The sequence below is a fragment of the Streptomyces ziwulingensis genome, from assembly GCF_039542605.1.
Taxonomy (GTDB): domain Bacteria; phylum Actinomycetota; class Actinomycetes; order Streptomycetales; family Streptomycetaceae; genus Streptomyces; species Streptomyces ziwulingensis.
This window is the reverse complement of the sequence record NZ_BAABIG010000022.1, coordinates 70648-96111: the sequence shown is the minus strand read 5'-3', so window position 1 is coordinate 96111 and position 25464 is coordinate 70648. Positions and strand designations below refer to the sequence as shown.

The 25464-nt window shown below is 69.9% G+C and carries 27 protein-coding genes; 14 read left to right on the top strand and 13 right to left on the bottom strand.

What is annotated here, in order from left to right:
• Nucleotides 1-30 precede the first annotated feature (30 nt).
• Nucleotides 31-708: a PadR family transcriptional regulator gene (locus tag ABEB00_RS11490; protein ID WP_345619249.1), complete on the bottom strand. Its 678-nt coding sequence runs from the start codon at nt 706-708 to the stop codon at nt 31-33.
• 384 nt (nt 709-1092) lie between these two features.
• Between ABEB00_RS11490 and ABEB00_RS11485 the strand changes: the two genes are divergently transcribed.
• Nucleotides 1093-3768 carry a transglycosylase domain-containing protein gene (locus ABEB00_RS11485; protein ID WP_345619247.1) on the top strand — a complete coding sequence of 892 codons (2676 nt, stop codon included), beginning with the start codon at nt 1093-1095 and terminating at the stop codon, nt 3766-3768.
• Nucleotides 3769-3897: 129 nt separating this feature from the next.
• Nucleotides 3898-5415 carry a glycosyltransferase family 87 protein gene (locus ABEB00_RS11480; RefSeq protein WP_345619246.1) on the top strand — a complete coding sequence of 506 codons (1518 nt, stop codon included), beginning with the start codon at nt 3898-3900 and terminating at the stop codon, nt 5413-5415.
• Between the two features lie 78 nt (nt 5416-5493).
• Here ABEB00_RS11480 and ABEB00_RS11475 read toward each other — a convergent pair whose 3' ends face one another.
• From ABEB00_RS11475 to ABEB00_RS11465, 3 genes are all read right to left on the bottom strand, one after another.
• A complete protein-coding gene (locus ABEB00_RS11475; RefSeq protein ID WP_345619245.1) occupies nt 5494-6525 on the bottom strand; it encodes an alanine racemase in 1032 nt (343 codons plus the stop codon).
• A gap of 83 nt (nt 6526-6608) precedes the next feature.
• On the bottom strand, nt 6609-7730 hold the full coding sequence (gene femX / locus ABEB00_RS11470) for a peptidoglycan bridge formation glycyltransferase FemX (protein ID WP_345619244.1): 1122 nt from the start codon (nt 7728-7730) through the stop codon (nt 6609-6611).
• 187 nt (nt 7731-7917) lie between these two features.
• Nucleotides 7918-8241: a hypothetical protein gene (locus tag ABEB00_RS11465; protein WP_345619243.1), complete on the bottom strand. Its 324-nt coding sequence runs from the start codon at nt 8239-8241 to the stop codon at nt 7918-7920.
• A gap of 278 nt (nt 8242-8519) precedes the next feature.
• On the opposite strand from ABEB00_RS11465, the gene rpsF reads away from it, so the two are divergent.
• From rpsF to rplI, 4 genes are all read left to right on the top strand, one after another.
• Entirely contained in the window at nt 8520-8810 is a 291-nt protein-coding gene (gene rpsF, locus ABEB00_RS11460) for a 30S ribosomal protein S6 (protein WP_345619242.1), read from the top strand.
• A 75-nt stretch (nt 8811-8885) separates the two neighbouring features.
• The gene (locus ABEB00_RS11455; protein ID WP_345619241.1) at nt 8886-9494 is read left to right on the top strand and encodes a single-stranded DNA-binding protein; all 609 of its coding nucleotides are present in this window, start codon (nt 8886-8888) and stop codon (nt 9492-9494) included.
• 44 nt (nt 9495-9538) lie between these two features.
• The gene (rpsR, locus tag ABEB00_RS11450) at nt 9539-9775 is read left to right on the top strand and encodes a 30S ribosomal protein S18 (RefSeq protein ID WP_003949403.1); all 237 of its coding nucleotides are present in this window, start codon (nt 9539-9541) and stop codon (nt 9773-9775) included.
• A gap of 18 nt (nt 9776-9793) precedes the next feature.
• Complete coding sequence (gene rplI, locus ABEB00_RS11445) at nt 9794-10240, top strand: 50S ribosomal protein L9 (protein ID WP_345619240.1); 447 nt, start codon at nt 9794-9796, stop codon at nt 10238-10240.
• Nucleotides 10241-10393: 153 nt separating this feature from the next.
• Here the strand turns inward: rplI and ABEB00_RS11440 are convergent, their stop codons facing one another.
• Entirely contained in the window at nt 10394-11731 is a 1338-nt protein-coding gene (locus ABEB00_RS11440; protein ID WP_345619239.1) for an MATE family efflux transporter, read from the bottom strand.
• A gap of 459 nt (nt 11732-12190) precedes the next feature.
• Here ABEB00_RS11440 and dnaB point away from each other — a divergent pair, with 459 nt between their 5' ends.
• Nucleotides 12191-13669, top strand: coding sequence for a replicative DNA helicase (gene dnaB, locus ABEB00_RS11435; RefSeq protein WP_345619238.1), 1479 nt, complete (start codon nt 12191-12193; stop codon nt 13667-13669).
• Nucleotides 13670-13724: 55 nt separating this feature from the next.
• Nucleotides 13725-15119 (top strand): serine hydrolase domain-containing protein, encoded by a 1395-nt coding sequence (locus ABEB00_RS11430; RefSeq protein WP_345619237.1) that lies wholly within the window; start codon nt 13725-13727, stop codon nt 15117-15119.
• A gap of 117 nt (nt 15120-15236) precedes the next feature.
• On the opposite strand, the gene ABEB00_RS11425 is transcribed toward ABEB00_RS11430, so the two are convergent.
• Together ABEB00_RS11425 and ABEB00_RS11420 are read right to left on the bottom strand one after the other, a co-directional pair.
• The gene (locus tag ABEB00_RS11425; RefSeq protein WP_345619236.1) at nt 15237-15689 is read right to left on the bottom strand and encodes a GNAT family N-acetyltransferase; all 453 of its coding nucleotides are present in this window, start codon (nt 15687-15689) and stop codon (nt 15237-15239) included.
• A gap of 92 nt (nt 15690-15781) precedes the next feature.
• Nucleotides 15782-16246 carry a MarR family winged helix-turn-helix transcriptional regulator gene (locus ABEB00_RS11420; protein WP_345619235.1) on the bottom strand — a complete coding sequence of 155 codons (465 nt, stop codon included), beginning with the start codon at nt 16244-16246 and terminating at the stop codon, nt 15782-15784.
• A gap of 140 nt (nt 16247-16386) precedes the next feature.
• On the opposite strand from ABEB00_RS11420, the gene ABEB00_RS11415 reads away from it, so the two are divergent.
• Nucleotides 16387-17619 carry an MFS transporter gene (locus tag ABEB00_RS11415; RefSeq protein WP_345619234.1) on the top strand — a complete coding sequence of 411 codons (1233 nt, stop codon included), beginning with the start codon at nt 16387-16389 and terminating at the stop codon, nt 17617-17619.
• Nucleotides 17620-17677: 58 nt separating this feature from the next.
• Nucleotides 17678-18100: a GlcG/HbpS family heme-binding protein gene (locus ABEB00_RS11410; RefSeq protein WP_345619233.1), complete on the top strand. Its 423-nt coding sequence runs from the start codon at nt 17678-17680 to the stop codon at nt 18098-18100.
• Nucleotides 18101-18197: 97 nt separating this feature from the next.
• On the opposite strand, the gene ABEB00_RS11405 is transcribed toward ABEB00_RS11410, so the two are convergent.
• The 6 genes from ABEB00_RS11405 to ABEB00_RS11380 form a co-directional block, all read right to left on the bottom strand.
• On the bottom strand, nt 18198-19064 hold the full coding sequence (locus ABEB00_RS11405; protein ID WP_345619232.1) for a GNAT family N-acetyltransferase: 867 nt from the start codon (nt 19062-19064) through the stop codon (nt 18198-18200).
• A gap of 118 nt (nt 19065-19182) precedes the next feature.
• The gene (locus tag ABEB00_RS11400; protein ID WP_345619230.1) at nt 19183-19665 is read right to left on the bottom strand and encodes an NUDIX domain-containing protein; all 483 of its coding nucleotides are present in this window, start codon (nt 19663-19665) and stop codon (nt 19183-19185) included.
• Nucleotides 19666-19766: 101 nt separating this feature from the next.
• The gene (locus ABEB00_RS11395) at nt 19767-20672 is read right to left on the bottom strand and encodes a LysR family transcriptional regulator (protein WP_345619228.1); all 906 of its coding nucleotides are present in this window, start codon (nt 20670-20672) and stop codon (nt 19767-19769) included.
• A gap of 227 nt (nt 20673-20899) precedes the next feature.
• Nucleotides 20900-22084 carry a cystathionine gamma-lyase gene (locus tag ABEB00_RS11390; RefSeq protein ID WP_345619227.1) on the bottom strand — a complete coding sequence of 395 codons (1185 nt, stop codon included), beginning with the start codon at nt 22082-22084 and terminating at the stop codon, nt 20900-20902.
• Nucleotides 22081-22575: a low molecular weight protein-tyrosine-phosphatase gene (locus ABEB00_RS11385; RefSeq protein ID WP_345619226.1), complete on the bottom strand. Its 495-nt coding sequence runs from the start codon at nt 22573-22575 to the stop codon at nt 22081-22083. Before ABEB00_RS11385 ends, ABEB00_RS11390 begins: the two co-directional genes overlap by 4 nt.
• Before the next feature lie 6 nt (nt 22576-22581).
• On the bottom strand, nt 22582-22959 hold the full coding sequence (locus ABEB00_RS11380; protein WP_345619225.1) for a phage holin family protein: 378 nt from the start codon (nt 22957-22959) through the stop codon (nt 22582-22584).
• Between the two features lie 59 nt (nt 22960-23018).
• On the opposite strand from ABEB00_RS11380, the gene ABEB00_RS11375 reads away from it, so the two are divergent.
• The 4 genes from ABEB00_RS11375 to ABEB00_RS11360 all read left to right on the top strand — a co-directional run bounded on the left by ABEB00_RS11375 (nt 23019) and on the right by ABEB00_RS11360 (nt 25361).
• Nucleotides 23019-23336 carry a cupin domain-containing protein gene (locus tag ABEB00_RS11375; RefSeq protein WP_345619224.1) on the top strand — a complete coding sequence of 106 codons (318 nt, stop codon included), beginning with the start codon at nt 23019-23021 and terminating at the stop codon, nt 23334-23336.
• Nucleotides 23337-23509: 173 nt separating this feature from the next.
• Nucleotides 23510-23722, top strand: coding sequence for a DUF5326 family protein (locus ABEB00_RS11370; RefSeq protein WP_345619223.1), 213 nt, complete (start codon nt 23510-23512; stop codon nt 23720-23722).
• Nucleotides 23723-24086: 364 nt separating this feature from the next.
• The gene (locus ABEB00_RS11365) at nt 24087-24812 is read left to right on the top strand and encodes an IclR family transcriptional regulator (RefSeq protein WP_345619666.1); all 726 of its coding nucleotides are present in this window, start codon (nt 24087-24089) and stop codon (nt 24810-24812) included.
• Between the two features lie 111 nt (nt 24813-24923).
• Nucleotides 24924-25361, top strand: a complete 438-nt coding sequence (locus tag ABEB00_RS11360; RefSeq protein ID WP_345619222.1) for an SsgA family sporulation/cell division regulator — start codon at nt 24924-24926, stop codon at nt 25359-25361.
• The last annotated feature ends 103 nt before the right edge of the window (nt 25362-25464 follow it).

The following is a 25464-nucleotide window of genomic DNA, read 5'->3' as shown; positions in this document are numbered from 1 at the left end:
GTGTGTACGAGTGAGGCCCTGACTGGGCGCTCACGTGGCGGTGTCGTCGGGCGAGTCCGGCCGGGAGTGCTCCCCGGGCCGGGGCAGGCCGCCCGGCGCTCCATGTGTGGTGTCCTCGCGAGCGGCGCTCTCGGCGGCGGGACCGCGCAGGTCCCGCCCCGCCCGCTCGCTCTCGATGAGCTCGTTCAGCCAGCGCACCTCGCGCTCCACGGACTCCATGCCGTGGCGCTGAAGCTCGAGCGTGTAGTCGTCGAGCCGCTCCCGGGTCCGGGCCAGCGAGAGGCGCATCTTCTCCAGGCGCTCCTCCAGCCGGCTGCGACGGCCCTCCAGCACGCGCATGCGCACGTCACGCGACGTCTGTCCGAAGAAGGCGAAGCGAGCGGCGAAGGTCTCGTCCTCGTAGGCCTCGGGACCCGTCTGCGAGAGGAGCTGCTCGAAGTGCTCCTTACCCTCCGCCGTCAACCGGTAGACGATCTTGGCGCGGCGGCCCGCCAGCGCGGCGGTGGCCTCGGTGGTGTTCCCCGGCTCCTCGATCAACCAGCCGTTGGCGAGCAGCGTCTTGAGGCAGGGGTACAGCGTCCCGTAGCTGAACGCCCGGAACACACCGAGTGAAGTGTTGAGTCGCTTGCGCAGCTCGTAGCCGTGCATCGGGGATTCGCGGAGCAGGCCGAGGACGGCGAACTCGAGGATGCCGGAACGTCGGCTCATCGTCGCCTCCTCCCTGTCGCGGCCCTGCGATACCGGGCTCATCGTGGTCTTTATGCCGAGCTGATGTATCGACTCGATACATCCAGACGATAGAACGGCCTTCCGCTCCCGACAAGAGGCAAAATCGTGAACGGGATCACATCGCCGATTCATACGAAGCAAGTTGCCTGATTTGAGGTGAACTTCGGAGCTCGGGGGTTTTGACGGTGCGTAGTCTGTGCGCCATGCAGACCACTGGGAACCGAGTGACGCCCGGGGGCGTCCTCGTCCCCGGTGCAGTACGGGTGAATACGGCAGCGGCCGCATCCGTACTTCGGGGGGACCGGAAACCAGCCGCCGTTGCCAGGCGCGCCGGGGTGCGCCTGCCCGAGGAGTAGTCGTTCGATGAGCGAGCACCGTCGCAAACCGCCGCAGCCGCAGGGAGGCGGACGTGCCGCGGCCCGACGCGGCCAGTCCGGCTCGTCCTCCGGCCGCCGCGCGGCACCGCGAGGCGCCACAGAGCCTCCGTCCGACTCGCACGAGTCGGGGGGTGAGGAACGCCAGTACGGCAGCCGTGCCGAGGCCCGCCGCGCGGCACAGCGCGGCGCCGGCGGCCGGCGCAGAGGGGCCGAACCGGGCCGGCGCGCGTCGCCGGCCGCCGGGCGCGGCCGCGCGCCCGCGGCCGGGAAGAAGCGGGTGATCGACTACCCGCGCTTCGACAAGGACGGATGGCACCGGTGGGTGCCGTCCTGGAAGCTCGTGTCCGGGCTGTGCGTCGGCTTCTTCGGCTGCCTGGTGGCCGCCGCGGGCATCGCGTACGCCATGGTGGGCATCCCCGACGAGGCGAAGACCGCGACGGCCCAGAACAACGTGTACTACTGGGCCGACGGCTCCCAGATGGTCGCCACGGGTGGTGAGCGCAACCGCCAGATCGTCGAGCTGGAGCAGATCCCCAAGGACATGCAGAACGCCGTCATCTCGCAGGAGAACAAGACCTTCTACGACGACAGCGGCATCGACCCCAAGGGCATCGCCCGCGCGGTGTTCAACATGGCCAGGGGCGGCAACACCCAGGGCGGCTCGACCATCACCCAGCAGTACGTCAAGAACGCGATGCTGGACGACCAGTCGCAGACCGTCTCCCGCAAGGTCAAGGAGATCCTGGTCTCCATCAAGGTGGGCGCCAAGCTCGACAAGGACGACATCCTCAAGGGCTACCTGAACTCCGCCTACTACGGCCGCGGTGCCTGGGGCATCCAGGCGGCCTCACGGGCGTACTTCGACAAGGACGCCGAGAACCTGGACGCCGGCGAGTGCGCGTTCCTGTCGGCGATGCTCAAGGGCGCGACGTACTACGACCCGGCGGGTGCGACGTCCATCGACGCCACGGCCACCGACAAGGCCAACCAGAAGAGGGCCCTGCTCCAGATGCAGGACACCCTCGACAAGATGGTCGAGTACGGACGCCTCGACGCCGCCGAGCGGGCCAAGTTCACGAAGCTGCCCGACTGGAAGAACCCGCGGTCGAACACGCAGTTGAGCGGTCAGATCGGTTACCTGGTCGACCTGGCCAAGGCTTCCCTGATCAAGAACGACGTGGTCACCGCCAACGATTTGGAGCAGGGCGGCTACTCGATCTACACCACCTTCAGCAAGAAGAAGGTCAAGGAACTCGAGACCGCCGTCACCAAGGTCTACAAGAAGAACATCGACCCGAAGAAGCGGCCCGAGACCGACACCCACGTCCAGTTCGGCGGGGCGTCGGTGAATCCGGACACCGGAGCCATCGAGGCCATCTACGGTGGCGCGGACGCGACCACCCACTTCACCAACAACGCCGATGTGACCGGTGCCCAGGTCGGTTCGACGTTCAAGCCCTTCGTGCTCGCGGCGGCGATGAAGTGGGGCGTGCGGGACCCGGACCTCGGGGAGGTCCAGGCGCAGGACGAGCGCACCAAGGTCTCACCGAAGAGCCTCTACAGCGGCGAGAACAAGCTGAAGATCAAGGAGTACAACGGGGCGATCTGGCACAACGAGAAGGGCGAGGAGTGGAACCAGGTCAACGACGGTGACGAATCGCGCGGTGAAGCCCCGGACTACAAGATCGACCTGCGTGAGGCGATGCAGTTCTCGGTGAACTCCGCCTACGTGCAGCTCGGCATGGACGTCGGCCTGGACAAGGTCAAGGAGGCCGCGGTCGACTCGGGGATCCTGAAGGACAGCCTGACCGGCACGTCCTTCCCCTCGTTCTCGATCGGCATCTCCGACCCGAGCGCGATCCGGATGGCCGGCTCCTACGCCACCTTCGCGGCCAGCGGTGAGCAGCGTGATCCGTTCTCGGTCACCAAGGTGACCAGCAAGGACGGCACGATCTACACCCACAAGGACGCGACCAGGGCGGCGTTCGAGGCCAAGGTCGCGGACAACGTCACGGACGTGCTGAAGACCGTGGTCGAGGACGGCACGGGTACCAACGCCCAGCTCACCGGCCGTGAGGTGGCGGGCAAGACCGGTACCACCGACGGCAACAAGTCCGCCTGGTTCGTCGGCTACACCCCGCAGCTCTCGACGGCGATCACGATGTTCCGCTACCCGGACGACGAGAACATCAAGAACCGCACCTTCCTTGAGATGTACGGGACGGGCGACCAGGACTCCATCCACGGTGCCTCGTTCCCGTCGGAGATCTTCCAGGCGTACATGGAGCAGGCGCTGAAGGGGCAGCCGGTGGAGAAGTTCCCGACGCCGGAGCCCATCGGTGAGGTCCTCAACGACGAGCCGTCGCCGACGCCGACCCCGTCGGTCACCGCCTCCGAGACCGAGGAGGAGGAGAGTCCGACCCCGACTCCCACGCCCTCCGAGACCGAGGAGGAGAGCCCCACGCCGACGCCGTCCGAGAGCTGTGGCGTCTTCGACTGGAACTGCGAGGAAGAGGACGGCGGCTCGGAGAACGGTGGAGAGACCGGCGGCGAGGAGGACGGCGGCCAGAGCTCGACACCCTCGGCCAGCGAGTCGACCGAGACGAGCGACACCAGAGGCGGTGAGAACGGCGGAGATCTCTTCGGAGGCCCGAACGGCTAGCTGAGATCTGCCCCGCATGCGGGTGTTTCACGTGAAACATCCGTACCCGACCGGTGACCGAAGGGCCGCCGCACCGACCGGTGCGGCGGCCCTCGGCGTTTTCCCCGGCAGGTACGGCAGGATGTGCCCATGTCCAGTGCAGAAACCACGCAAGCGAGCGCTCAGACCGGCCCGGTGCGGCCCACCGAGGAGGACTCGGTCGCCGCGGCCGGCAGCGAGCTGATCGGCGGCCCCATCGGCCGGCGGGCCCTGCTCGGAGCGTCCTGGTGGACTCCGGTACGGGTCATCGTGCTCGTGGCGATCGGCATGTTCGCCCTCGGTCTGATCCAGAAGGCGCCCTGCTACGACGGCGGCTGGTTCTTCGGCGCCAGCTCGCAGTACACCCACGCCTGCTACTCGGACATCCCGCATCTCTACTCGGGACGCGGGTTCGCGGACGGTCTCGTGCCGTACTTCGACAAGCTCCCCGGCGACATGCAGTACCTGGAGTACCCGGTGCTGACCGGCCTCTTCATGGAGGTCGCCGCCTGGATCACGCCGGGCGGCGGCAGCATGCAGGACCAGCAGCAGTGGTACTGGCTGGCCAACGCCGGGATGCTGATGATCTGCGCGGCCGTCATCGCGGTCTGCGTGACGCGCACGCACGCGAGGCGCCCGTGGGACGGGCTGCTGATCGCCCTGGCGCCCGCCGCCGCCCTCACCGCGACGATCAACTGGGACCTGCTGGCGGTGGCGCTCACGGCCGCGGCGATGCTCATGTGGTCGCGGGGCCGTTCCCTGGCCTTCGGGGTGCTGCTGGGCCTCGCCACGGCCGCCAAGCTCTATCCCTTCCTCCTCCTCGGCCCCCTGCTCGTCCTGTGCTGGCGTGCGGGCAAGTGGCGCCAGTACGGGGCCGCGCTGGGCGGCGCGGCTGCCGCCTGGCTCGTGGTGAACGTGCCGGTGATGCTCTTCGCCTTCGACGGATGGTCGAAGTTCTACACGTTCAGTCAGGAGCGGGGCGTCGACTTCGGGTCCTTCTGGCTGGTCCTCGCCCAGAACTCGGACAGCCCGCTCGGCACCGAGACGGTCAACACGCTCGCCATGGTGCTGATGCTGCTGTGCTGCGGCGGCATCGCGGCGCTCACCCTGACCGCTCCCCGCCGCCCGCGCTTCGCCCAGCTCGCCTTCCTGATCGTCGCGGTCTTCATCCTCACCAACAAGGTCTACTCACCGCAGTACGTACTGTGGCTGGTGCCCCTGGCCGTGCTGGCCCGGCCGAAGTGGCGGGACTTCCTGATCTGGCAGGCGTGCGAGGTGGCGTACTTCCTCGGCATCTGGATGTATCTCGCCTATACGACCAGCGGAGACGCCCACAAGGGGCTGCCGACCGACGGCTACCACTGGACGATCGGGCTGCATCTGCTGGGCACGCTGTACCTGTGCGTCATGGTCGTCCGCGACATCCTCGTGCCCGACCGGGACCCGGTGCGCGGGGCCGGCGGCGACGACCCCTCGGGCGGGGTGCTGGACGGCGCGGCCGACGTCTTCGCAGTCGGGCCGGCGACGCGTCCCGCGCGGCACGCGGCGCACCACGACGGGCTCGCGCACCACGACGGGCTCCAGGTCGACTGGGGCGCCGACCGGCCGACCGACGGCGGTTCGCTGTGAGCGAACAGGGCCGGTGACCGACGCGAAAGGCCGTGCCCGGTTCTCCGAGCACGGCCTATCGCTGCGAGTGGGCGGGTCTCAGCGGTCCAGGATGCGGTCGAACTGGGTGGTGGTGTGCCGCAGGTGGGCCACCAGCTCGTCGCCGACCTTCGGCTCCGGCGCGTCCGAGGGCACGAACAGGATCGACACCTGCATGTGCGGCGGCTCCGCGAACCAGCGCTGCTTGTCGCCCCAGACGAACGGCGCGAGGTTCCGGTTGACCGTGGCGAGGCCGGCCCGGGCGACGCCCTTGGCGCGCGGCATGACACCGTGCAGCGCCTTCGGGGCCTCCAGGCCCACACCGTGCGACGTACCGCCCGCCACGACCACCAGGAACCCGTCCGAGGCGGCCTTCTGCTGCCGGTAACCGAAGCGCTCGCCCTTGGTGACGCGGGTGACGTCCAGGACGGCGCCGCGGTACTCGGTCGCGTCGTGGTCGCCCAGCCACAGCCGGGTGCCGATCCGGGCGCGGAAGCGGGTCTGCGGGAACTGCTGCTGGAGACGGGCCAGTTCGTCGGCCTTGAGGTGGCTGACGAACATGGTGTGCAGCGGCAGCCGGGCCGCGCGCAGCCGGTCCATCCAGCCGATGACCTCCTCGACGGCGTCCGAGCCGTCGGTGCGGTCCAGCGGCAGGTGGATGGCGAAGCCTTCCAGCCGGACGTTCTCTATGGCGGCGTGCAACTGCGGCAGGTCCTGCTCACTGATGCCGTGCCGCTTCATCGAGGACATCACCTCGATGACCACCCGGGCGCCCACCAGGCCGTACACGCCGTCGATGGACGAGACCGAGCGGATCACCCGGTCGGGCAGCGGCACCGGCTCCTCGCCCCGCCGGTACGGCGTCAGGACGAGCAGATCGCCGCCGAAGCAGTCCTTGATCCGGGCGGCCTCGTACGTGGTGCCGACCGCGAGGACGTCCGAGCCCAGCCGGGTGGCCTCCTCCGCCAGCCGCTCGTGCCCGAAGCCGTAGCCGTTGCCCTTGCAGACCGGGACCAGCCCCGGGAACTGCTCCTGCACGTGCTTGTGGTGCGCACGCCAGCGCGCGGTGTCGACGTAGAGCGTGAGCGCCATGGCCGGACCTGGGACCTTTCTCGTGGCTGCGGTGTGTCGGAGGTGGCGGAACGAAGAACGCGTCGTCCGCGGCGCGAGGGGCGTCAGCGGCGCGACATGTAGATGTCGAGCGCCTTGTGGAGCAGCTTGTTCAGCGGGAAGTCCCACTCGCCGAGGTACTCGGCGGCCTGGCCGCCGGTGCCGACCTTGAACTGGATCAGGCCGAAGAGGTGGTCGGACTCGTCCAGCGAGTCCGAGATGCCGCGCAGGTCGTAGACGGTCGCACCGAGCGCGTAGGCGTCGCGCAGCATCGTCCACTGCATCGCGTTCGAGGGCCGGAACTCGCGGCCGATGTTGTCGGAGGCGCCGTAGGAGTACCAGACGTGTCCGCCGACGACCAGCATCGTCGCCGCCGACAGGTTCACGCCGTTGTGGCGGGCGAAGTACAACCGCATGCGGTTGGGGTCCTCGCTGTTCAGCGCCGACCACATGCGCTGGAAGTACGAGAGCGGGCGGGGCCGGAAGTGGTCGCGCACGGCGGTGATCTCGTACAGCCGCTGCCACTCCTCCAGGTCGTGGTAGCCGCCCTGGACGACCTCGACACCGGACTTCTCGGCCTTCTTGATGTTGCGGCGCCACAACTGGTTGAAGTTCCTGTGCACCTCTTCCAGGGACCGGTTGGCCAGCGGCACCTGGAAGACGTAGCGGGGCTGCACGTCGCCGAAGCCGGCCCCGCCGTCCTCACCCTGCTGCCAGCCCATGCGGCGCAGCTTGTCGGCCACCTCGAAGGCGCGCGGCTCGATCAGGTCGGCCTCGATGTCGCGCAGGCGCTTGACGTCCGGGTCCTGGATGCCCCTCTTGATCGACGTGGCGTCCCAGCGCCGGATGATCACCGGCGGCCCCATCTTGACCGAGAACGCGCCCTGCTGCTTGAGGTGCGCCAGCATCGGCTCCAGCCACTCCTGGAGGTTCGGGGCGAACCAGTTGATGACCGGGCCTTCGGGCAGGTAGGCCAGGTAGCGCTTGATCTTGGGAAGCTGCCGGTAGAGGACGAGACCGGCACCGACCAGCTCGCCGGTGCGGTCGTCGAACCAGCCGAGGCTCTCCGAGCGCCACTCCGCCTTGACGTCTGCCCATGCCGGGACCTGCATGTGACTGGCCGACGGCAGGCTCTGGATGTACGCCAGATGCTGCTCGCGGCTGATGGTCCTCAGGGTCAGGCTCATTCGGGGTGCTCCTCGGGCTGGTGTGTCCCCATGGGTACAAGGGCTCCGGCTCTCGCGCGAAGCCTACTGCGCCCGCTGGGCGCCCCGACTGGCCGTACGCCACCTTTGCTCCGGCCGGTGGCGGCCGGAGCGGTGGACGGCGTTGCGAAGGTACTGCGGAGCGGGGCCGGAGGGGCCGTCCGGCGGGTCAGTCGACGACCCCGCCGAAGAGGCCACCGTGCGCCATGCCCAGGAAGAAGCCGAGGGCGCTCGCTCCCAGACCCATGACCAGGGCGAACCGGGCCCGGGTCGTCACCGAGATCCACTGGCCGTACGCGCCGGTGGCGATCCCCACCAGACCGGCCCACGAGCTGAGCAGGTGCAAGTGGTGGAACATCGCCGTGATGAAGGCGGTGACGCCGAGCACCGCGGTCACCCAGATCAGGGTCTCCTGGAGGGGACGGGCCTTGCCGTCCGTGGCGAGAAGGCCGCCGCCGGTGTTGGCGGTGTTGGGTCGCCATACCTGTGCCATGAGGGCACCTCCTGCGATAGCGGCGCACAGTAGCGCCATGCACACCCGATGTGTACAGAGTGACCGCCTTCCCGGCCGGATTTCAACCGGAAGCCGGTGTGCGGGTACTGTGTACCCTCCGCACCGGTGTCTGCCCGGCCGCAGCTCTGAGGTTCCCGCCGATCGTCCGCGATCGTCGGTGGCCGCTGCTCCACCGGAAGACACCGAGGCGATACGCATCACAACCCTCCTGCCACGGAACGACCGTGGCCGCTGAGTCCGAAGGAGGTGGGTTCCACATGCGTCACTACGAAGTGATGGTCATCCTCGACCCCGATGTCGAGGAGCGCGCTGTCTCTCCGCTGATCGAGAACTTCCTGTCCGTCGTCCGCGACGGTGGCGGCAAGGTCGAGAAGGTCGACACCTGGGGCCGTCGTCGTCTCGCGTACGAGATCAACAAGAAGCCCGAGGGCATTTACTCGGTCGTCGACCTGCAGGCCGAGCCTGCGGTCGTCAAGGAGCTCGACCGGCAGATGAACCTGAACGAGTCGGTCCTCCGGACCAAGGTCCTCCGTCCCGAGACCCACTGAGCTTCTCGCTCAGCCGGTCCGGGATTCGAGTAGCAGCACAAGCAGCCAGCAGCAAACCCGCCGAGAGGTTCCCCCATGGCAGGCGAGACCGTCATCACGGTCGTCGGCAATCTTGTCGACGACCCCGAGCTGCGCTTCACCCCGTCCGGTGCGGCCGTCGCGAAGTTCCGTGTCGCGTCCACTCCCCGCACCTTCGACCGTCAGACCAACGAGTGGAAGGACGGCGAGAGCCTCTTCCTGACCTGCTCGGTCTGGCGTCAGGCGGCGGAGAACGTGGCCGAGTCGCTCCAGCGAGGCATGCGCGTCATCGTGCAGGGCCGGCTGAAGCAGCGGTCCTACGAGGACCGTGAGGGCGTCAAGCGCACGGTCTACGAGCTGGACGTCGACGAGGTCGGCGCCAGCCTGCGCAGCGCCACGGCCAAGGTCACCAAGACCTCGGGCCGCGGTGGCCAGGGCGGTTACAGCGGCGGCGGTCAGGGCGGCGGCCAGGGTGGCGGCGGCTGGGGCGGCGGCCCCGGTGGCGGTCAGCAGGGCGGCGGCGCTCCGGCCGACGACCCGTGGGCGACCGGCGCTCCCGCCGGTGGCCAGCAGGGCGGCGGCAGCGGCGGTGGCGGCGGCTGGGGTGGAAACTCCGGCGGCAGCGGCGGCGGTGGCGGCGGCTACTCGGACGAGCCCCCCTTCTAGGGCCGGGCTCGCACCACACTTCTTGATCACACAGGAGAATCACCATGGCGAAGCCGCCTGTGCGCAAGCCGAAGAAGAAGGTCTGCGCTTTCTGCAAGGACAAGGTCACGTACGTGGACTACAAGGACACGAACATGCTGCGGAAGTTCATTTCCGACCGCGGCAAGATTCGTGCCCGCCGCGTGACCGGCAACTGCACCCAGCACCAGCGTGACGTCGCCACGGCCGTGAAGAACAGCCGTGAGATGGCGCTGCTGCCCTACACCTCCACCGCGCGATAAGGGAAGGGTGACCGACTCATGAAGATCATCCTCACCCACGAGGTCTCCGGCCTCGGTGCCGCCGGCGAAGTCGTCGACGTCAAGGACGGCTACGCCCGCAACTACCTGATCCCGCGGAAGTTCGCGATCCGCTGGACCAAGGGCGGCGAGAAGGACGTCGAGCAGATTCGTCGTGCTCGCAAGATCCACGAGATCCAGACCATCGAGCAGGCCAACCAGGTGAAGGCCCGGCTCGAGGGCGTCAAGGTCCGTCTGGCCGTCCGCGCCGGCGACGCCGGTCGTCTCTTCGGTTCCGTCACCCAGGCCGACATCGCTTCGGCGATCAAGGATGCCGGTGGCCCCGAGGTCGACAAGCGTCGTATCGAGGTGACCTCGGCGATCAAGACGCTGGGCGCCTACGAGACGTCGGTGCGTCTGCACCCCGAGGTAGACGCCAAGGTCAACATCGAGGTTGTCGCGGCCTGAGTGCCGTACTCGCTGAAGCGATGAGTGAAGGGGCCGCCCCCTCCGGGGTGCGGCCCCTTTCTCATGCGGGGAACAGGGCAGCTCTCTCATCCGTGGAACAGGGCAGCCTCCCCGTGCGCGGGCCAGGGACAGCGGGTGTTTCACGTGAAACGGTCAGCGCGTCGCCCCGGTGACGACCCAGCGGCCGGAGCGTGCCCGCCACCACAGCGTCAGCAGGCGCATGGTCATCATCAGCGTCATCGCCGCCCAGAGGGCGGTGAGTCCGCCGCCGAAGGTGGGGACGAGCAGCGCCACGGGGGTGAAGACGGCGAGGGTGAACACCATCGCCCATGCCAGGTACGGCCCGTCGCTCGCTCCCATCAGGACTCCGTCCAGAATGAAGACGACGCCGCAGATCGGCTGGGAGAGCGCCACGATCACCAGGGCGGGCAGGGCGGTGTCCCGGACCGTGGAGTCCGCGGTGAACAGGGGCAGGAACACCGGTCGGCTGAGTACGACCAGCAGGCCGAGCACGAGGCCGGCCGCGACGCCCCACTCCACCATGCGGCGGCAGACGTTCCGAGCGCCCTGGGCGTCCCCCGCTCCCAGGTAGCGCCCGATGATCGCCTGCCCGGCGATGGCGAGGGCGTCGAGGGCGAAGGCGAGCAGACTCCACAGGGACAGGATGATCTGGTGGGCGGCGATGTCCGCGTCGCCGAGGCGGGCCGCGACGGCTGTGGTGATCATCAGGATCGCCCGGAGCGAGAGGGTGCGGACCAGCAGCGGGACACCGGCCTGGGCGGATGCCTTGATGCCGGCGGCGTCGGGGCGAAGCGAGGCGCCGTGCTGGTGAGCGCCGCGGACGACGACCACGAGGTAGACGGCGGCCATGGCGCACTGGGCGATGACCGTGCCCCAGGCCGATCCCGCGATGCCGAGGCCGGCGCCGTAGACGAGTCCGACGTTCAGGGCGCCGTTGGCCACGAATCCGCCGATGGCCACGTACAGCGGGGTCCTGGTGTTCTGCAGGCCGCGCAGGACGCCGGTCGCGGCGAGTACGACGAGCATGGCGGGGATGCCGAGCGAGGAGATACGCAGGTAGGTCGTGGCGTAGGGGGCCGCGGTGTCGGAGGCGCCGAAGAGTTCCACGAGGAGCGGGGCGGTGGGCAGGACGACAGCGATCACGGCGGCGCCGAGCAGAAGAGCGAGCCAGATGCCGTCCATGCCCTGGCGGATGGCGGAGGCGAGGTCACCCGCGCCGACCCGCCGGGCCACCGCCGCGGTGGTGGCGTAGGCGAGGAAGACGAAGATGCTGACGGCGGTCGTCAGCAGGGCGGAGGCGATGCCGAGTCCGGCGAGCTGGGCCGTGCCGAGATGGCCGACAATCGCACTGTCGGCCATGACGAAGAGGGGCTCGGCCACGAGCGCGCCGAAGGCCGGTACGGCCAGAGTGATGATCTCTCGGTCGTGCCGACGCCGGGCAGTCCGGGGGCGCGCGGGGGCCTGTGTCATGAGCACCAATCTAATCTTCCACAGGTAAGAGATGCAAAGCGTTTCTGACCCTTACTTCTCGTTTGGTCGAGCGCCTGTCCGTCCGTAACATGGGGCGATCTTGATCCGACTGGGAAAGTTTTTCTTCTGCACAGCCGGTGGACGGGATAATGGCTGGTCAGAGCCGGTCCGTCGGAGAAGTCGAGGGCTTGTTCACAGGACTGTCCACCGGGTCGTGCACAGGTTTCGGCAGGTTCTCCACAGCATCTGGCCGGTCGTCCACATGGCCTGTGGATAACCAGATTGGCTGACGGTGCGGAGCGGCCTACGGTGGTGCGGCGCCCGCTCTGTTCACCGGCTCGCGAAAAGGGATAAATCCGACGCGCCGCAACCGGAGTTGGGCCTCTTATTTGTCAGTGCCGTGCCGTAGTAATGGGGGCACGGCGAGGTCCGCGCCGCGGACGGGAGGAGGTGGCTCGGTTGAGCATTTCCGAGCCCTTGGACGAGCCGTGGGCCGACAGCGGCCCCAGTGATCGTCTGCCCGCCTCCCGTCGGCGTGGGGAGGGGTTCCGAGGCCGCGACGAGCAGCACGAGCGGGGCCGGGAGAACGGTTCCTGGGACGGGGCGGGGTCGGCGTTCGAGCGGGTGCCGCCCCAGGACCTGGAGGCCGAGCAGTCGGTTCTCGGCGGCATGCTGCTCTCCAAGGACGCCATCGCCGACGTGGTGGAGATCCTCAAGGGCCACGACTTCTACAAGCCGGCCCACGAGACGGTCTACCTGGCGATCCTCGACGTCTACGCCAAGGGCGAGCCGGCCGACCCGATCACGATCGCCGCCGAACTCACCAAGCGGGGTGAGATCAACAAGGTCGGCGGGGCGTCCTACCTGCACACCCTCGTCCAGACCGTGCCGACGGCGGCGAACGCCGCGTACTACGCGGAGATCGTCCACGAGCGGGCGGTGCTGCGGCGCCTGGTCGAGGCGGGCACGCGGATCACCCAGATGGGATACGCGGCCGACGACGACGTCGACGAGATCGTCAACCGCGCCCAGGCCGAGATCTACGCGGTCACCGAGCAGCGGACCAGCGAGGACTATCTGCCGCTCGGCGACATCATGGAGGGCGCGCTCGACGAGATCGAGGCGATCGGTTCGCGCAGCGGTGAGATGACCGGCGTGCCCACGGGCTTCACGGACTTCGACTCGCTGACCAACGGTCTGCACCCGGGACAGATGATCGTCATCGCCGCCCGTCCCGCCATGGGCAAGTCGACGCTCGCCCTGGACTTCGCCCGGGCCGCGTCGATCAAGCACAACCTGCCGAGCGTCATCTTCTCCCTCGAAATGGGCCGCAACGAGATCGCCATGCGCCTGCTGTCCGCCGAGGCCCGCGTCGCCCTGCACCACATGCGGTCCGGCACGATGACGGACGACGACTGGACGCGTCTGGCCCGCCGGATGCCCGAGGTGTCGTCCGCACCGCTCTACATCGACGACTCCCCCAACCTGTCGATGATGGAGATCCGGGCGAAGTGCCGTCGGCTCAAGCAGCGCAACGACATCAAGCTCGTGATCATCGACTATCTGCAACTGATGCAGGCAGGCGGCTCCAAGCGCTCGGAGAGCCGTCAGCAGGAGGTCTCGGACATGTCCCGGAACCTCAAGCTCCTCGCCAAGGAGCTGGAGGTCCCCGTGATCGCCCTCTCGCAGTTGAACCGAGGCCCCGAGCAGCGCACCGACAAGAAGCCGATGGTGTCCGACCTGCGTGAGTCCGGTTCCATCGAGCAGGACGCCGACATGGTGATCCTGCTGCACCGCGAGGACGCGTACGAGAAGGAGTCGCCGCGCGCGGGTGAGGCGGACATCATCGTGGGCAAGCACCGTAACGGCCCGACCGCCACGATCACCGTCGCCTTCCAGGGCCACTACTCCCGCTTCGTGGACATGGCCCAGACCTGAGCCGGCACCGCGAAATGGACTCGACGCGGGCGCTCCGGGCGGGTGGAGTGGGGTGATGACGTCACCTCAGGAAGAACTGCTTCCCACCACCCGCCGGGCGCTGCTGCACCGGATCGCCGCGGCCCAGTCCGAAGGGCGCGCGCCGTCGCTGGCCGCCGCGGTCGTGCGCGGGGGCCGGACCGTCTGGCACGGGGCGCGGACCTCGGTGGCGGGGCCCGCCCCCGACGAGGAGGTGCAGTACCGGATCGGTTCGATCACCAAGACCTTCACGGCCGTCCTCGTCCTGCGGCTGCGCGAGGAAGGGCTGGTCGATCTCGGCGACCCGCTGGAGAAGCATCTGCCGGGCACGGGGGCGGGGGAGGCCACCCTCGTCGAACTGCTCGCGCACACCGGTGGTCTGGCCGCGGAGTCGCCCGCGCCCTGGTGGGAACGGACGCCGGGCTCCCTCCGCCCCGAACTCGCCGACGTGCTGGGTGAACGGCCCCTGCTGCACCCGGCCGGCCGTCGGCACCACTACTCCAATCCCGGATACACCCTGCTCGGCGCGCTGGTCGAGAAGGTGCGCGGAGCCTCCTGGGAGGAGGTTCTCCGGCGCGAGGTCCTCGACCCGCTGGGCCTCTCCCGTACGGGTGTGCGTCCGAGGGCGCCGCACGCGGACGGCTGGGCGGTGCATCCCTGGGCCGACGTGTTGCTGGCCGAGCCCGTCGAGGACCTGGGGCGGATGGCCCCGGCCGGTCAGCTCTGGTCGACGACCGGGGATTTGGCGCGGTTCGCCGTCTTCCTCATGGGCGGGGACGACCAGGTGCTGAGCGCGGAGAGCGTACGGGAGATGCGGGTGCCCGCGGCACCGGCCGCGGCGGCGGATGTCGCGGACGGATCGGCCTACGGACTCGGGCTCCAGATCCAGCAGCGGGACGGGCGGCTGCTGGTGGGGCACTCCGGCTCGCTGCCGGGGTTCCTGGCCAACCTCACCCTCGCGGTGGACGACGACGTGGCGGCGGTGGTCCTGGCCAACTGCACCTCCGGACCGCCGCTCGGCGCGGTGGGGGCCGACCTGGTCCGTATCGTCGCCGAGGCCGAACCCCGGATCCCCGGACCGTGGCGGCCGCTGCCGGAGGCCGACCCCTTCGAGCTGGAGCTGACCGGGCAGTGGTACTGGGGGACCCACGCCTTCGTCCTGCGGCTCACGGCCGACCGGGGAGTGTCGCTGGGACCGCTGGCCGGCGGCGGCCGACGCTCAGGGTTCCGGGCGAACGGTGACGGGACCTGGACCGGGCTGGAGGGCTACTACGCGGGCGAGCCCCTGCGGGCCGTGCGGCGCCCGGACGGGACCGTGAGCCACCTGGACCTCGGCTCCTTCGTCTTCACGCGGCAGCCGTACGAGGAAGGCGCTTCCGTGCCCGGCGGGGTGGACCCGCGGGGATGGCGGGGGTGGCGGGGGATCGGCTGACCGGTCTCGGCCGGCCGGTGTCCGGTGCCGGGTGTCCTGTTTCACGTGAAACAGGACTCTGGACAGTGGACATCGGGAAGGGGGCGCGTGGCTCGGAACGGGTGGATCGGAACGCGCTCAGAACTCCAGCTTGAAGCCCACGTGGGACGCCGAGAAGCCGAGCCGCTCGTAGAACCTGTGGGCGTCGGTACGGCTGGCGTCCGAGGTGAGCTGGACCAGGCCGCAGCCCAGGCGGCGTGACTCGTCGATCGCCCACTCGATGAGCCGGGTGCCCAGGCCGCTGCCGCGTTCCTCGGCGTGAATGCGGACGCCTTCGATGACCGACCGGGTCGCTCCCCGGCGGGAGAGCCCTGGAACGACCGTGAGCTGAAGGGTGCCGACGACCCGGCCCTCGTGGACGGCGGTGACCAGGTGCTGGTTCGGATCGGCGGCGAGCTGTGCGAACGCGGCCAGGTAAGGGCTCAGGTCGTCGAGCGACTCGCGCTGGGCGCCCAGCGGATCGTCGGCGAGCAGGGCGACGATCGCCGCGACGTCGTCCTCGACAGCGGGCCGTATCTCAAGATCTCCCATGGCCCGCACCTTACGCACCCCCGGTGCGCTCCCTGCCGGTGCCCATCGTGCCGGCCACCGGCCACGTGGAGACCGGTCGGCGCCGGCTCCGGCTACGCGGGAACCGGCGCCTTCAGCGTTTCGACGACCCGGACCAGTGGCGCCAGCTCCGGATTCCCGGCCGCTTCGTCCAGGGCTTCACGCAGCGCGGTGTCGTTGGTCGGCCGCGCTTCCTCCAGCAGTTCCAGCCCGGCCTCGGTGACGTTGGTGTAGATGCCACGCCGGTCGGTGGGGCACAGGTAGCGCTCCAGCAGGCCGCGGTCCTCCAGCCGGGTCACCAGGCGGGTGGTGGCGCTCTGGCTGAGCACCACCGCGTCGGCGACCTGCTTCATCTGCAGGTGCCCGCCGTCGCCGTCATGCTGGCGGCTCAACACGTCGAGCAGGGAGTACTCGCGCGCGCTGAGGCGGTGGCCGGTCTGCAGCGCGCGTTCGATATGGGTCTCGATCCTGCCGTGCAGCAGGGAGAGGGCGCACCAGCTCTGGGCGAGAGCGGTGAGCGCGGGGTCCGTCGCTGTCATTGCGGGTCCTCCGTCCAGGAGCGGCTGAGACCAGGGTAGACCAGGTGCGCAATTGACTGCGCTTGCATATAGCCCGCGCATGCAACTATTGTGAACGCACGCAAAGCGCTCACGCAATCTTCGAAAGGGTGTCCCACCCCATGCCTCTCGCGCTTCTGGCCCTCGCGATCGGGGCCTTCGGCATCGGAACCACCGAGTTCGTGATCATGGGTCTGCTGCCCGAGGTCGCCGGTGACTACGGGGTCTCCATCCCCACCGCCGGTTTCCTGGTCACCGGCTACGCCCTCGGCGTCATGTTCGGTGCACCGCTGATGACCGTGCTCGGCACCAGGGTCCCGCGCAAGCGGATGCTGATGCTGCTGATGGGGCTGTTCATCATCGGCAATCTGATCTCCGCCCTCGCCCCGGCCTTCTCCGTGATGCTGATCGGCCGCGTGGTGGCCTCGCTCGCCCACGGCGCCTTCTTCGGGATCGGTTCGGTCGTCGCGGCCGATCTGGTCGCGCCCGACAAGAAGGCGGGGGCGATCGCCATGATGTTCACCGGGCTCACCGTCGCCAACGTGGTGGGCGTCCCGCTGGGCACCCTCGTCGGTCAGACGGCCGGCTGGCGCGTCACCTTCGCCGTGGTCGCCGCACTCGGCGTCGTCGGTCTGGCCGGCGTCGCCAAGCTGGTTCCCGACCTGCCCAAGCCGGAAGGGGTGCGTCTGCGGCACGAGCTGGCCGCCTTCCGCAACGCTCAGGTCCTGCTCGCCATGGCGATGACCGTCCTCGGCTTCGGCGGTGTCTTCGCCGCCATCACCTACATCGCGCCGATGATGACCCACACGGCGGGCTTCGCCGAGGGGTCCGTCACCTGGCTGCTGGTCCTCTTCGGTCTCGGCATGGTCGGCGGCAACCTCGTCGGTGGCAAGTTCGCCGACCGGGCCCTGATGCCCATGCTGTACACGTCACTGGGCGGCCTGGCCGTCGTGCTCGCGCTGTTCACCTTCACCGCGCACAACAAGATCGCCGCGGCCGTCACCATCGCGCTGATCGGCGCCCTGGGCTTCGCCACCGTCCCGCCGCTGCAGAAGCGTGTCCTCGATCACGCGCACGGCGCCCCGACGCTGGCCTCGGCCGTGAACATCGGTGCCTTCAACCTCGGCAACGCGCTCTCCGCCTGGCTCGGCGGTCTCGTCATCGCCGCCGGACTCGGCTACACCGCACCGAACTGGGTGGGCGCCGTCCTGGCCGCGGCCGCTCTGGCCCTCGCCTTCCTCTCCGCCGCCCTGGAGCGGCGGGCCGAGACGCCCACCACTGCCACTGCCACTGCCACTGCCATCGCCACCGCCGACGCCGGTCCGGCCGACCGCCCGGCCGTCGCCCACCACTGATCCCCGCACCCCGCACGAGGCGGAGCACCGCCTCGTACCGAACAAGGAGAAACCCCGCATGAGCACCACCACTGCCGTCGCCCCGCTGACCACCCAGGACGCCGAAGCCCTCGTGGCCGCGGCCCGCCGCGCCGCCGACGCGGCCGGAGTCACGGTCAGCGTCACCGTCCTGGACGCCGGCGGCCATCTGCTCGCCTTCCTGCGCGACGACCGGGCCGTGCTGATCTCCGGCGAGACCAGCACCCGGAAGGCGTACACGGCGCTTCAGCTCAACGCCCCCACCGCCGACCTCGTGGACGCGGTCCAGCCCGGCGCCCCGTTCCACACCCTGCCCACCGCGCTCGACCGGCCGCTGCTGTTCATCGCCGGTGGCGTCCCCGTACACCGCGACGGCCGGCTGATCGGGGCGATCGGTGTCGGGGGCGGCGCCCCGGAGCAGGACCACGGCTTCGCCACCACTGCCCTGGAGACTCTGGTCTGAGTCTCCGCACCGCACCGGTACGCACGTCGCCGCACCGGTACGCACGTCGGCCCCCGGGGAGATTCCGGGGGCCGACGTCGTTCGGTTCCGTGCTGGGTCAGCCCGCCGCCACCGTCAGCGGGGCGAACCGGCGGGTCCAGTCCCCCGGCAGGTCGGCGATGCCGTACGTCATGACCGTGTTGAACGCGACCGGTGCCAGGCCCCGGGCCTCGACCCAGGCGAGCAGCTTCTCGTGCCGTACGTCGATGTCGGTGCGCAGCGGCCGGTCCGTGTGCGCGGCGAGAGAGGCGATCAGCGCCTTGGCCGTGTCCGTGTCGCGGGCGATCAGCGGGCCCACTACCTGGGTCTCCGCGGTGGGCCAGGCGGCCGCGTAACCGATCAGCCTGCCGTCCTCCACGGCGACGCGCAGTTGGTCGGCGAAGGCGGGAAGCCGCGTCACGATGTGGGTGCGGTCCATCCCGAACACCTCCTCGTCCAGGCGGAGAAGGGCGGGGAGATCCTCGGCGGTGGCCGCCCGGGTGGCGGTCCGGGGCTCGTGCCCGTCCGGCGAGAAGACGCCCCGCATCATCTCCGCCCGGCCGGTGGCCTTGAATCCCAGCTCCTCGTAGAGGGGCCGGCCGTTCGGGGTCGCGAACAGGGTCAGTGGTGTGGTGCCCGACATCGAGACGACGTGGCGCACGAGCCGGCGTCCGACGCCCTGGCGGGCATGCCGCTCGGCGACCAGCACCATGCCGACGGCCACGAGGGACGGTTCCTCCTGGGGGCCGTACTCGGTGACCACGCAGGAGCCGACGAGCCCGCCGCCGGGGTCGTCGATGCCATAACCACGGCCGGCCGTGAGGAGGAGGCCCCACTTGTGTTCCTCGCGTGGCCACCCCCGCCCCTCGGCGAGGTCGGCGCAGGCGCGAAGATCGCGGAGCGTCAGGCGGCGGATCGGGAGAGTGGCGGGAGAAGGAGTCGGCACGCAGGTCAGGCTGACCGACGGGCACCCTCGCCGTCCACCGGTTTCGAAGGACACGAACGATCTCTTGGCCTTGGTTTCACGTGAAACATCGGCGAACGCGGGACGGCGAGGGCGAGCGTCAACCCAGGTCGGGGGCGTGCAAGGCGGGTACCCCCTCGATGTTCCCGTCCAGGTAGTGCCGCAGCGACAGGGGGACGAGGTGGACGGAGGCGATGCCGACCCGGGTGAACGGCACTCGCACGATCTCGTACTCGCCGGCCGGTTCCTCGATCTCCGGCCCATGGCGCAGGGACGTGTCCATGGACGCCAGCCGGCAGACGAAGAAGTGCTGCACCTTCACCCCGGTCGTGTCGGCGTCCTCGCCGATGTGCTCCACCGTGTCCACGAAGCAGGGGACCACATCGGAGATCTTGGCGCCCAGCTCCTCGTACACCTCGCGGTGCAGGGCGTCGACCACGGTCGAGTCCTCCGGTTCGACCCCGCCGCCGGGGGTGACCCAGTAGGGATCGACACCGGGCTTGGTGCGCTTGATCAGGATCAGGTCGTCGCCGTCCAGCAGAACGGCGCGTGCGGTGCGCTTGACCACGGGTCGGACGGTCATGGGAGAAATGTGGCCCGGTTGGTTCCACGTGAAACATCGAGGCCGTACACCGACGGCCTACAGCACCGAGCGGCGGCCGACCAGCGGCCGACCAGCGGCTCTCAGCACCAGTCGGCAGCCGCCCGCAGCAGCCATTCATGGGCCCGCGCGATGTGCGGCATCGCCAGCGTGCCGGTACGCGCCGCCAGGAAGTACGTGCGCAGCGGCGGGACCGCCGGGTCGTGCAGCGCCCTCAGCTCACCGCGGTCCAGGGCGTCCGCGACCAGGTAGCGGGGCAGCACCGCGAGTCCGGCGCCCGCCACCACGCAGGCGAGGACCGCACGCAGGTCCGGGACGATGACCGTTCCCGGGACGGCCGGGCAGGCGTCGAAGACGGAGCCCCAGTAGCGGGCCACGAAGGGCAGTGACTCGTGGACCTCGACCACGGGAACGCGTTCAAGCGTGGCGAACCCGTCGCCGTCCGGTCCGCCGGAGCCGGTCTGCTTGGCCCAGCGAGGTGCGGCGACCAGCACATGCTCCTCGTCGCAGAGCGGAGTCGCGGTGAGCAGGGAGCCACGCGGCCGGGCGGTACTGATGGCCAGATCGTGGTGTCCGGCGGCCAGCCCCTCCAGCGTCTCGTCGGCGTTTCCGAAGGAGGCGCGCAGCGCGAACGGCTGTCCGTCCTCACCGGTCAGCTCCGTCAGCGCGGGCAGCGCCCGCTCGGCCGTGAACTCCGGCGGCCCGGCCAGGTGCAGGGTCCGTAAGGAGGAGTCGTCGTCGAGGCCCGTCTCCGCTATCTCCACCAGTGCGTCGAGATGCGGTGCGGCCTTGTGCGCCAGTTCGTCGCCGATGGTCGTGGGGGTGACACCGCGGGCCTGGCGCAGGAAGAGCGGCCGGCCGAGCTGCCGTTCCAGGGTGCGGATCTGCGAGGTGACGGCGGGCTGGGAGAGGCCGAGCAGGGCGGCCGCCCGGGTGAAGGAACCGGCCCGGTGGACGGTCACGAAGGTGCGCAGCAAGGCCAGGTCCACGAAAGCTCTCTCCTCCTCCACCCTTCTTCCGGCCCCCCGGCTCCGCCCAACTATAAATTCGGCGATAGCTGCCTGTCGCTACTGTGATTGGACACTGACACTCAGTCAACTAGCCTTGGTCACGCGGTTCTTGCGCGCGGAACCGAGGGCGGTCCGAGTCACGAGGGGGGAGGCTCGGACCGTCCGCCGTTCCCGCGCGGGAAGCCGGCCGCCGCCGGGCCCGCGGCTCAGCCCGCGGCCCGGTCCAGTGCCCGCAGCAGGTCGGCCACGAGATCGTCGGGGTCCTCGGCGCCCACCGAGAGACGGATGAAGCCCTCCGGTACCGCGTCCCCGCCCCACCGCCCGCGCCGCTCGGCCGTGGAGCGCACGCCGCCGAAGCTGGTCGCGTCGTCCACGAGGCGCAGCGCGTCGAGGAAACGCTCGGCGTGCTCACGCGTGGGCAGCGTGAAGGAGACCACGCACCCGTAGCGCCGCATCTGCCGCGAGGCGATTGCGTGCGACGGGTCGTCGGGCAGCCCCGGATAGCGCAGCGCGCTCACCTCGGGCCGCTGCCGCAGCACCTCGGCGACCCGCAGGGCGGTGGTGTCCTGCCGGTCGACGCGCATCTGGAGCGTGGCGATCGAGCGGTGGGCGAGCCACGCCTCCATGGGGCCGGGGATCGCGCCGACGATCTTCCGCCAGCGCCGTACGGCGGTCATCGGCTCGCCGCCGCGGCCGGCGACGTAACCCAGCAGGATGTCGCCGTGGCCGGTGAGCTGCTTGGTGCCGCTGGCCACGGAGAAGTCGGCGCCGAGTTCGAGCGGGCGCTGGCCGAGCGGGGTGGCGAGGGTGTTGTCGACGGCGACCAGGGCGCCGCGCGCGTGGGCCGCCTCGACGAGCCGCCGGACGTCGCAGACGTCGAGTCCGGGGTTGGACGGCGTTTCGAGCCACAGCAGCTTCGCCCCGTCCAGGACGTCGAGCTGAGCGTCGCCGCCGGTGGGCGCGGTGCGTACCTCGATGCCGTACGCCTCGAGCTGCGCGCGCACCAGCGGCAGCACCTGGTAGCCGTCGTTCGGCAGGACGACCGCGTCCCCGGCGCGCAACTGCGAGAAGAGGACGGAGGAGATCGCCGCCATGCCGGAGGCGAAGACGAGCGTCTCCACATCGCTCCGGCCGGGTGCCTCCAGACCGCCGATGGCGCGCTCCAGCAGCGTCCAGGTCGGGTTCTCGTCCCGGCCGTAGGTGTACGGCCCGGTGGGGTCGCCCGGCAGGTGGAAGTGGGCGGCGAACACCGGGCCGGGCAGGGTCGGCTCGTGCTTGACCGGCTCCGGCAGACCGGCCCGCACCGCGCGGGTGCCGTCGCCCGAACCGTCGGGAAGCACCGCTTCCGTGCTCTCCTCGCCAGCCCGCTCCGGGGAGGGGGAATCGCTCATGCCGCTCGTCCTTCCAATTGCTCTCGTACCGCGGCGAGCAGACCGGTGCTCGCCGCCTCCACCTTCTCAAGGCACTCCGCGAAGCCGTCGACGCCCCCGTAGTAGGGGTCGGGCACGTCGAGGTCACCGGCGTCGGCGGCGGGGTCGTAGGACCGCAGCAGACGTACCTTGGCCGCGTCCTGTCCGGTGGGCGCGAGCCGGCGCAGGGCGCTCAGGTGACCGGCGTCGAGGGCGACGACGAGGTCCAGGCGGGAGAACCAGGAGGCGTGGAACTGCCGGGCCGTGTGGTCGAGGGCGTACCCGTGCTCCGCCAGGACGGCCGTGGTGCGTGGGTCGGCGCCCTCGCCCTCGTGCCAGCCGTCCGTCCCGGCGCTGTCGACCTCGACCAGCCCGTCGAGCCCGGCGTCCGCCACCCGCGCGCGCAGGACGGCCTCGGCCATCGGCGAGCGGCAGATGTTGCCGGTGCAGACGAAACAGACGCGATAGGTCATCGGTGATCAGTCCTTGTCCGGAAGGACCATGTTCAGGGCCCAGGAGACGACGGAGACGATCAGGCCGCCGAGAACGGCGGTCCAGAATCCCTCCACATGGAAACTGAGGTCGAGCTTGTCGGCCAGCCAGGACGTGAGCAACAGCATCAGCGCGTTGACGACGAGGGTGAACAGGCCGAGCGTCAGGATGAACAAGGGGAGGGTCAGGATCTGCACGAACGGCTTGACCAGCAGGTTCACCAGACCGAAGATCACGGCGACCAGGATCAGCGTGGCGGTCTTGCGGCCGGTCCCGCCGCCCTCCAGCGTGATCTTGTCGAGCAGCCACACGGCGACGGCCAGGGCGCCCGCGTTGGCGACCGTCTTGACTAGGAAATTCATCATGTGTCTGATCGTGGCAGACACGATCGGCAGTGCACGGTGAGGCAGGAGCGGACGAGGCGATGAAGGCATTCCGGCTGGACGAACTGGAGGCGGAACGCGCCGCCAACGACGGTGCCTACCTGCAGTTCCTGCGGGAGCGGAACATGTCGGTCGGGCTGTACGCGCTCGACGCGGGCGCCTCCGACCCGCAGGGACCGCACGCGCAGGACGAGGTGTACTTCGTCGTCAGCGGCCGGGCCGCGATCACCGTCGGCATGGAGACGACCCAGGTCGCCCGCGGCAGCGTGGTCTACGTACCGGCCGGCGCCGCCCACAAGTTCCACCACATCAGCGAGGACCTGCGGGTACTGGTGATCTTCTCGCCCCCGGAGAGCTGAGCCGCCGCCCCCGGACCTCTCGGACAGGCGGGCCCCTAGGGGACCGGTCAGGGGAGGACAAGGGCTGCCGGGCCGCCGTACGGGCTGGTCGCGGCCCTAGCATCGGGTGCAGGACATCGAGCTTCCCGGTACCGGGAGATTCCCCGGGAACGGGAGAGATGAGGACGAGGGCGATGCGAGAGATCTTCGCGGGAATGCCGTGGTGGGTGAAGTGGATCGCGGTGCCGGTCATCGCCCTGGTGGTGTTCGGCGGTCTGATCGCCAGCGTGGTCGGGTTCGTGATCGGCCTGCTCTTCAAGCTGCTGGTCTTCGTGGCACTGGTCGGCGGTCTGATCTACGTCGTGCGGAAGTTCACGTCGAACTCCTCCTCGCGCGGTGACTGGTGAGCGGCGCGGGGCACCGGCACGGATGACGGATGACGGGCACGGGTGCCGGATGACGGGCGCGGGTGACGGGCGCGGGAAACTTCCCCCGCGGGCGGGTACCTCGCGCGGGGGAAGTTTCCGGACGGAGCGTCCACCGGCGGTGACAGCCGGTTAGAGTCCGGAACTCCACGCGGGGACGGTCCCCGTGAGCGGCGTACACCCCCACCCGTGTTCCCGCACCGGCTGCCCCTCGCTCCGGGAGTGACCCTTGGCCACGGCTGACACCGCCCCCGTCCACCCGCGCGCGCTGCCCGTGCAGCCCCACCGGGGCCCCCGCCCAGCGGGCCCCGCCGCGGACACCCCCGCCGGAACCCTGATCGGTTCCGTGCAACGGGCGATGCGCCTGCTGGAGTGCGTCGCCGGGCACCAGTACGGCGCTCCCGCCAAGCAACTGGCCCGCGAGACCGGCCTGGCGCTGCCCACCGCCTACCACCTGCTGCGCACCCTGGTGCACGAGGGCTATCTCCGCCGCGACAAGGGCCTGTTCTTCCTCGGGGAGGCGGCCGAACGGCTGAGCAGCGGTGGAGCGCGGCAGAAACGTCGCAGCACGATCGCCGGCGCGCTGGCCGGCTGGCGCGACTCGGCCGGCGCACCCGTCTACTACGCGGTCTACCGCGACGGGGAGATCGACGTCGTCGGGGTCTGCGACACGCCGGAGAACCCGGCCGTCGAGGAGTGGGCCGACTTCCGCGAGACCGCGCACGCGCACGCCGTCGGCCAGTGCCTGCTGGCACAACTGGACGAGGAGGCCCGCCGGGACCACCTCGACCGCCATCCCGCGACCCCCGTCACGCGGTACACCGTACGGGACGGCCCCGGCCTGCTGCGGCGCCTGGAGCGCGCGGGACGGGCGGGGCCGGTGATCGAGCACCAGGAGTACTCCCTGGGCACGGTGTGCGCGGCGATCCCCCTCACGGTCGGCACCACGGCGGCGGCGCTGGCCATCTCCCTGCCCGTCGATCAGGTCGACCGGCTGCTGCCCGCCATGGAGCAGCTCCAGCGCGAGGCGGCGAGGCTCCTGGGGTCACTGTCGCTCTTTATCAGTATCTGAAAACTCACTCCTTGTGATCTGGTGTGTACGTTCAGCAAGATGCCTTCAGTGTTAGAGGTTTGATTCAGGTTTGATTCCCGGCCAGTCGACGGCGAATGACGGGTGTAAGCGATGCGCGAGTCCGTACAGGCAGAGGTCATGATGAGCTTCCTCGTCTCCGAGGAACTCTCCTTCCGTATCCCGGTGGAGCTTCGTTACGAGAGCTGTGATCCCTATGCCGTACGGCTGACCTTCCATTTGCCCGGCGACGCCCCGGTCACCTGGGCGTTCGGCCGTGAACTGCTGATCGACGGGATGGGCGGGCCGTGCGGCGACGGCGACGTGCGGATCTCCCCCGTCGACCCGGAACCGCTGGCCGAGGTGCTGATCCGCCTTCAGGTCGGGGCCGACCAGGCGCTGTTCCGTTCCTCGGCGGCGCCGCTCGTGGCGTTCCTCGACCGCACCGACAAGCTGGTACCGCTGGGGCAGGAGGGGGCGCTCGCCGACTTCGACACCCACCTCGACGAGGCTCTGGACCGCATCCTCGCCGAGGAGCAGAGCGCCGGCTGAAGCGTTACGGCTGTCCTCGGGACGGTGGCGTAACGCTTCGCCCGGCGCCGCGGTGTGGTGCCGGGTGGTGCTGGAACGATTCTCCGTGGGCCGTTTCTCCCTG

What these genes read in the sequence shown, in the direction of transcription:
- rpsR (WP_003949403.1), top strand. Translation starts at nt 9,539, where the DNA reads ATGGCGAAGCCGCCTGTGCGCAAGCCGAAGAAGAAGGTCTGCGCTTTC.
- rpsF (WP_345619242.1), top strand. Translation starts at nt 8,520, where the DNA reads ATGCGTCACTACGAAGTGATGGTCATCCTCGACCCCGATGTCGAGGAG.
- ABEB00_RS11420 (WP_345619235.1), bottom strand. Translation starts at nt 16,246, where the DNA reads ATGACAGCGACGGACCCCGCGCTCACCGCTCTCGCCCAGAGCTGGTGC.
- ABEB00_RS11390 (WP_345619227.1), bottom strand. Translation starts at nt 22,084, where the DNA reads ATGAGCGATTCCCCCTCCCCGGAGCGGGCTGGCGAGGAGAGCACGGAA.
- ABEB00_RS11485 (WP_345619247.1), top strand. Translation starts at nt 1,093, where the DNA reads ATGAGCGAGCACCGTCGCAAACCGCCGCAGCCGCAGGGAGGCGGACGT.
- ABEB00_RS11425 (WP_345619236.1), bottom strand. Translation starts at nt 15,689, where the DNA reads ATGGGAGATCTTGAGATACGGCCCGCTGTCGAGGACGACGTCGCGGCG.
- ABEB00_RS11380 (WP_345619225.1), bottom strand. Translation starts at nt 22,959, where the DNA reads ATGATGAATTTCCTAGTCAAGACGGTCGCCAACGCGGGCGCCCTGGCC.
- ABEB00_RS11465 (WP_345619243.1), bottom strand. Translation starts at nt 8,241, where the DNA reads ATGGCACAGGTATGGCGACCCAACACCGCCAACACCGGCGGCGGCCTT.
- ABEB00_RS11455 (WP_345619241.1), top strand. Translation starts at nt 8,886, where the DNA reads ATGGCAGGCGAGACCGTCATCACGGTCGTCGGCAATCTTGTCGACGAC.
- ABEB00_RS11370 (WP_345619223.1), top strand. Translation starts at nt 23,510, where the DNA reads ATGCGAGAGATCTTCGCGGGAATGCCGTGGTGGGTGAAGTGGATCGCG.
- ABEB00_RS11415 (WP_345619234.1), top strand. Translation starts at nt 16,387, where the DNA reads ATGCCTCTCGCGCTTCTGGCCCTCGCGATCGGGGCCTTCGGCATCGGA.
- femX (WP_345619244.1), bottom strand. Translation starts at nt 7,730, where the DNA reads ATGAGCCTGACCCTGAGGACCATCAGCCGCGAGCAGCATCTGGCGTAC.
- ABEB00_RS11475 (WP_345619245.1), bottom strand. Translation starts at nt 6,525, where the DNA reads ATGGCGCTCACGCTCTACGTCGACACCGCGCGCTGGCGTGCGCACCAC.
- ABEB00_RS11360 (WP_345619222.1), top strand. Translation starts at nt 24,924, where the DNA reads ATGCGCGAGTCCGTACAGGCAGAGGTCATGATGAGCTTCCTCGTCTCC.
- ABEB00_RS11400 (WP_345619230.1), bottom strand. Translation starts at nt 19,665, where the DNA reads ATGACCGTCCGACCCGTGGTCAAGCGCACCGCACGCGCCGTTCTGCTG.
- ABEB00_RS11430 (WP_345619237.1), top strand. Translation starts at nt 13,725, where the DNA reads ATGACGTCACCTCAGGAAGAACTGCTTCCCACCACCCGCCGGGCGCTG.
- ABEB00_RS11385 (WP_345619226.1), bottom strand. Translation starts at nt 22,575, where the DNA reads ATGACCTATCGCGTCTGTTTCGTCTGCACCGGCAACATCTGCCGCTCG.
- ABEB00_RS11410 (WP_345619233.1), top strand. Translation starts at nt 17,678, where the DNA reads ATGAGCACCACCACTGCCGTCGCCCCGCTGACCACCCAGGACGCCGAA.
- ABEB00_RS11440 (WP_345619239.1), bottom strand. Translation starts at nt 11,731, where the DNA reads ATGACACAGGCCCCCGCGCGCCCCCGGACTGCCCGGCGTCGGCACGAC.
- rplI (WP_345619240.1), top strand. Translation starts at nt 9,794, where the DNA reads ATGAAGATCATCCTCACCCACGAGGTCTCCGGCCTCGGTGCCGCCGGC.
- ABEB00_RS11490 (WP_345619249.1), bottom strand. Translation starts at nt 708, where the DNA reads ATGAGCCGACGTTCCGGCATCCTCGAGTTCGCCGTCCTCGGCCTGCTC.
- ABEB00_RS11375 (WP_345619224.1), top strand. Translation starts at nt 23,019, where the DNA reads ATGAAGGCATTCCGGCTGGACGAACTGGAGGCGGAACGCGCCGCCAAC.
- ABEB00_RS11480 (WP_345619246.1), top strand. Translation starts at nt 3,898, where the DNA reads ATGTCCAGTGCAGAAACCACGCAAGCGAGCGCTCAGACCGGCCCGGTG.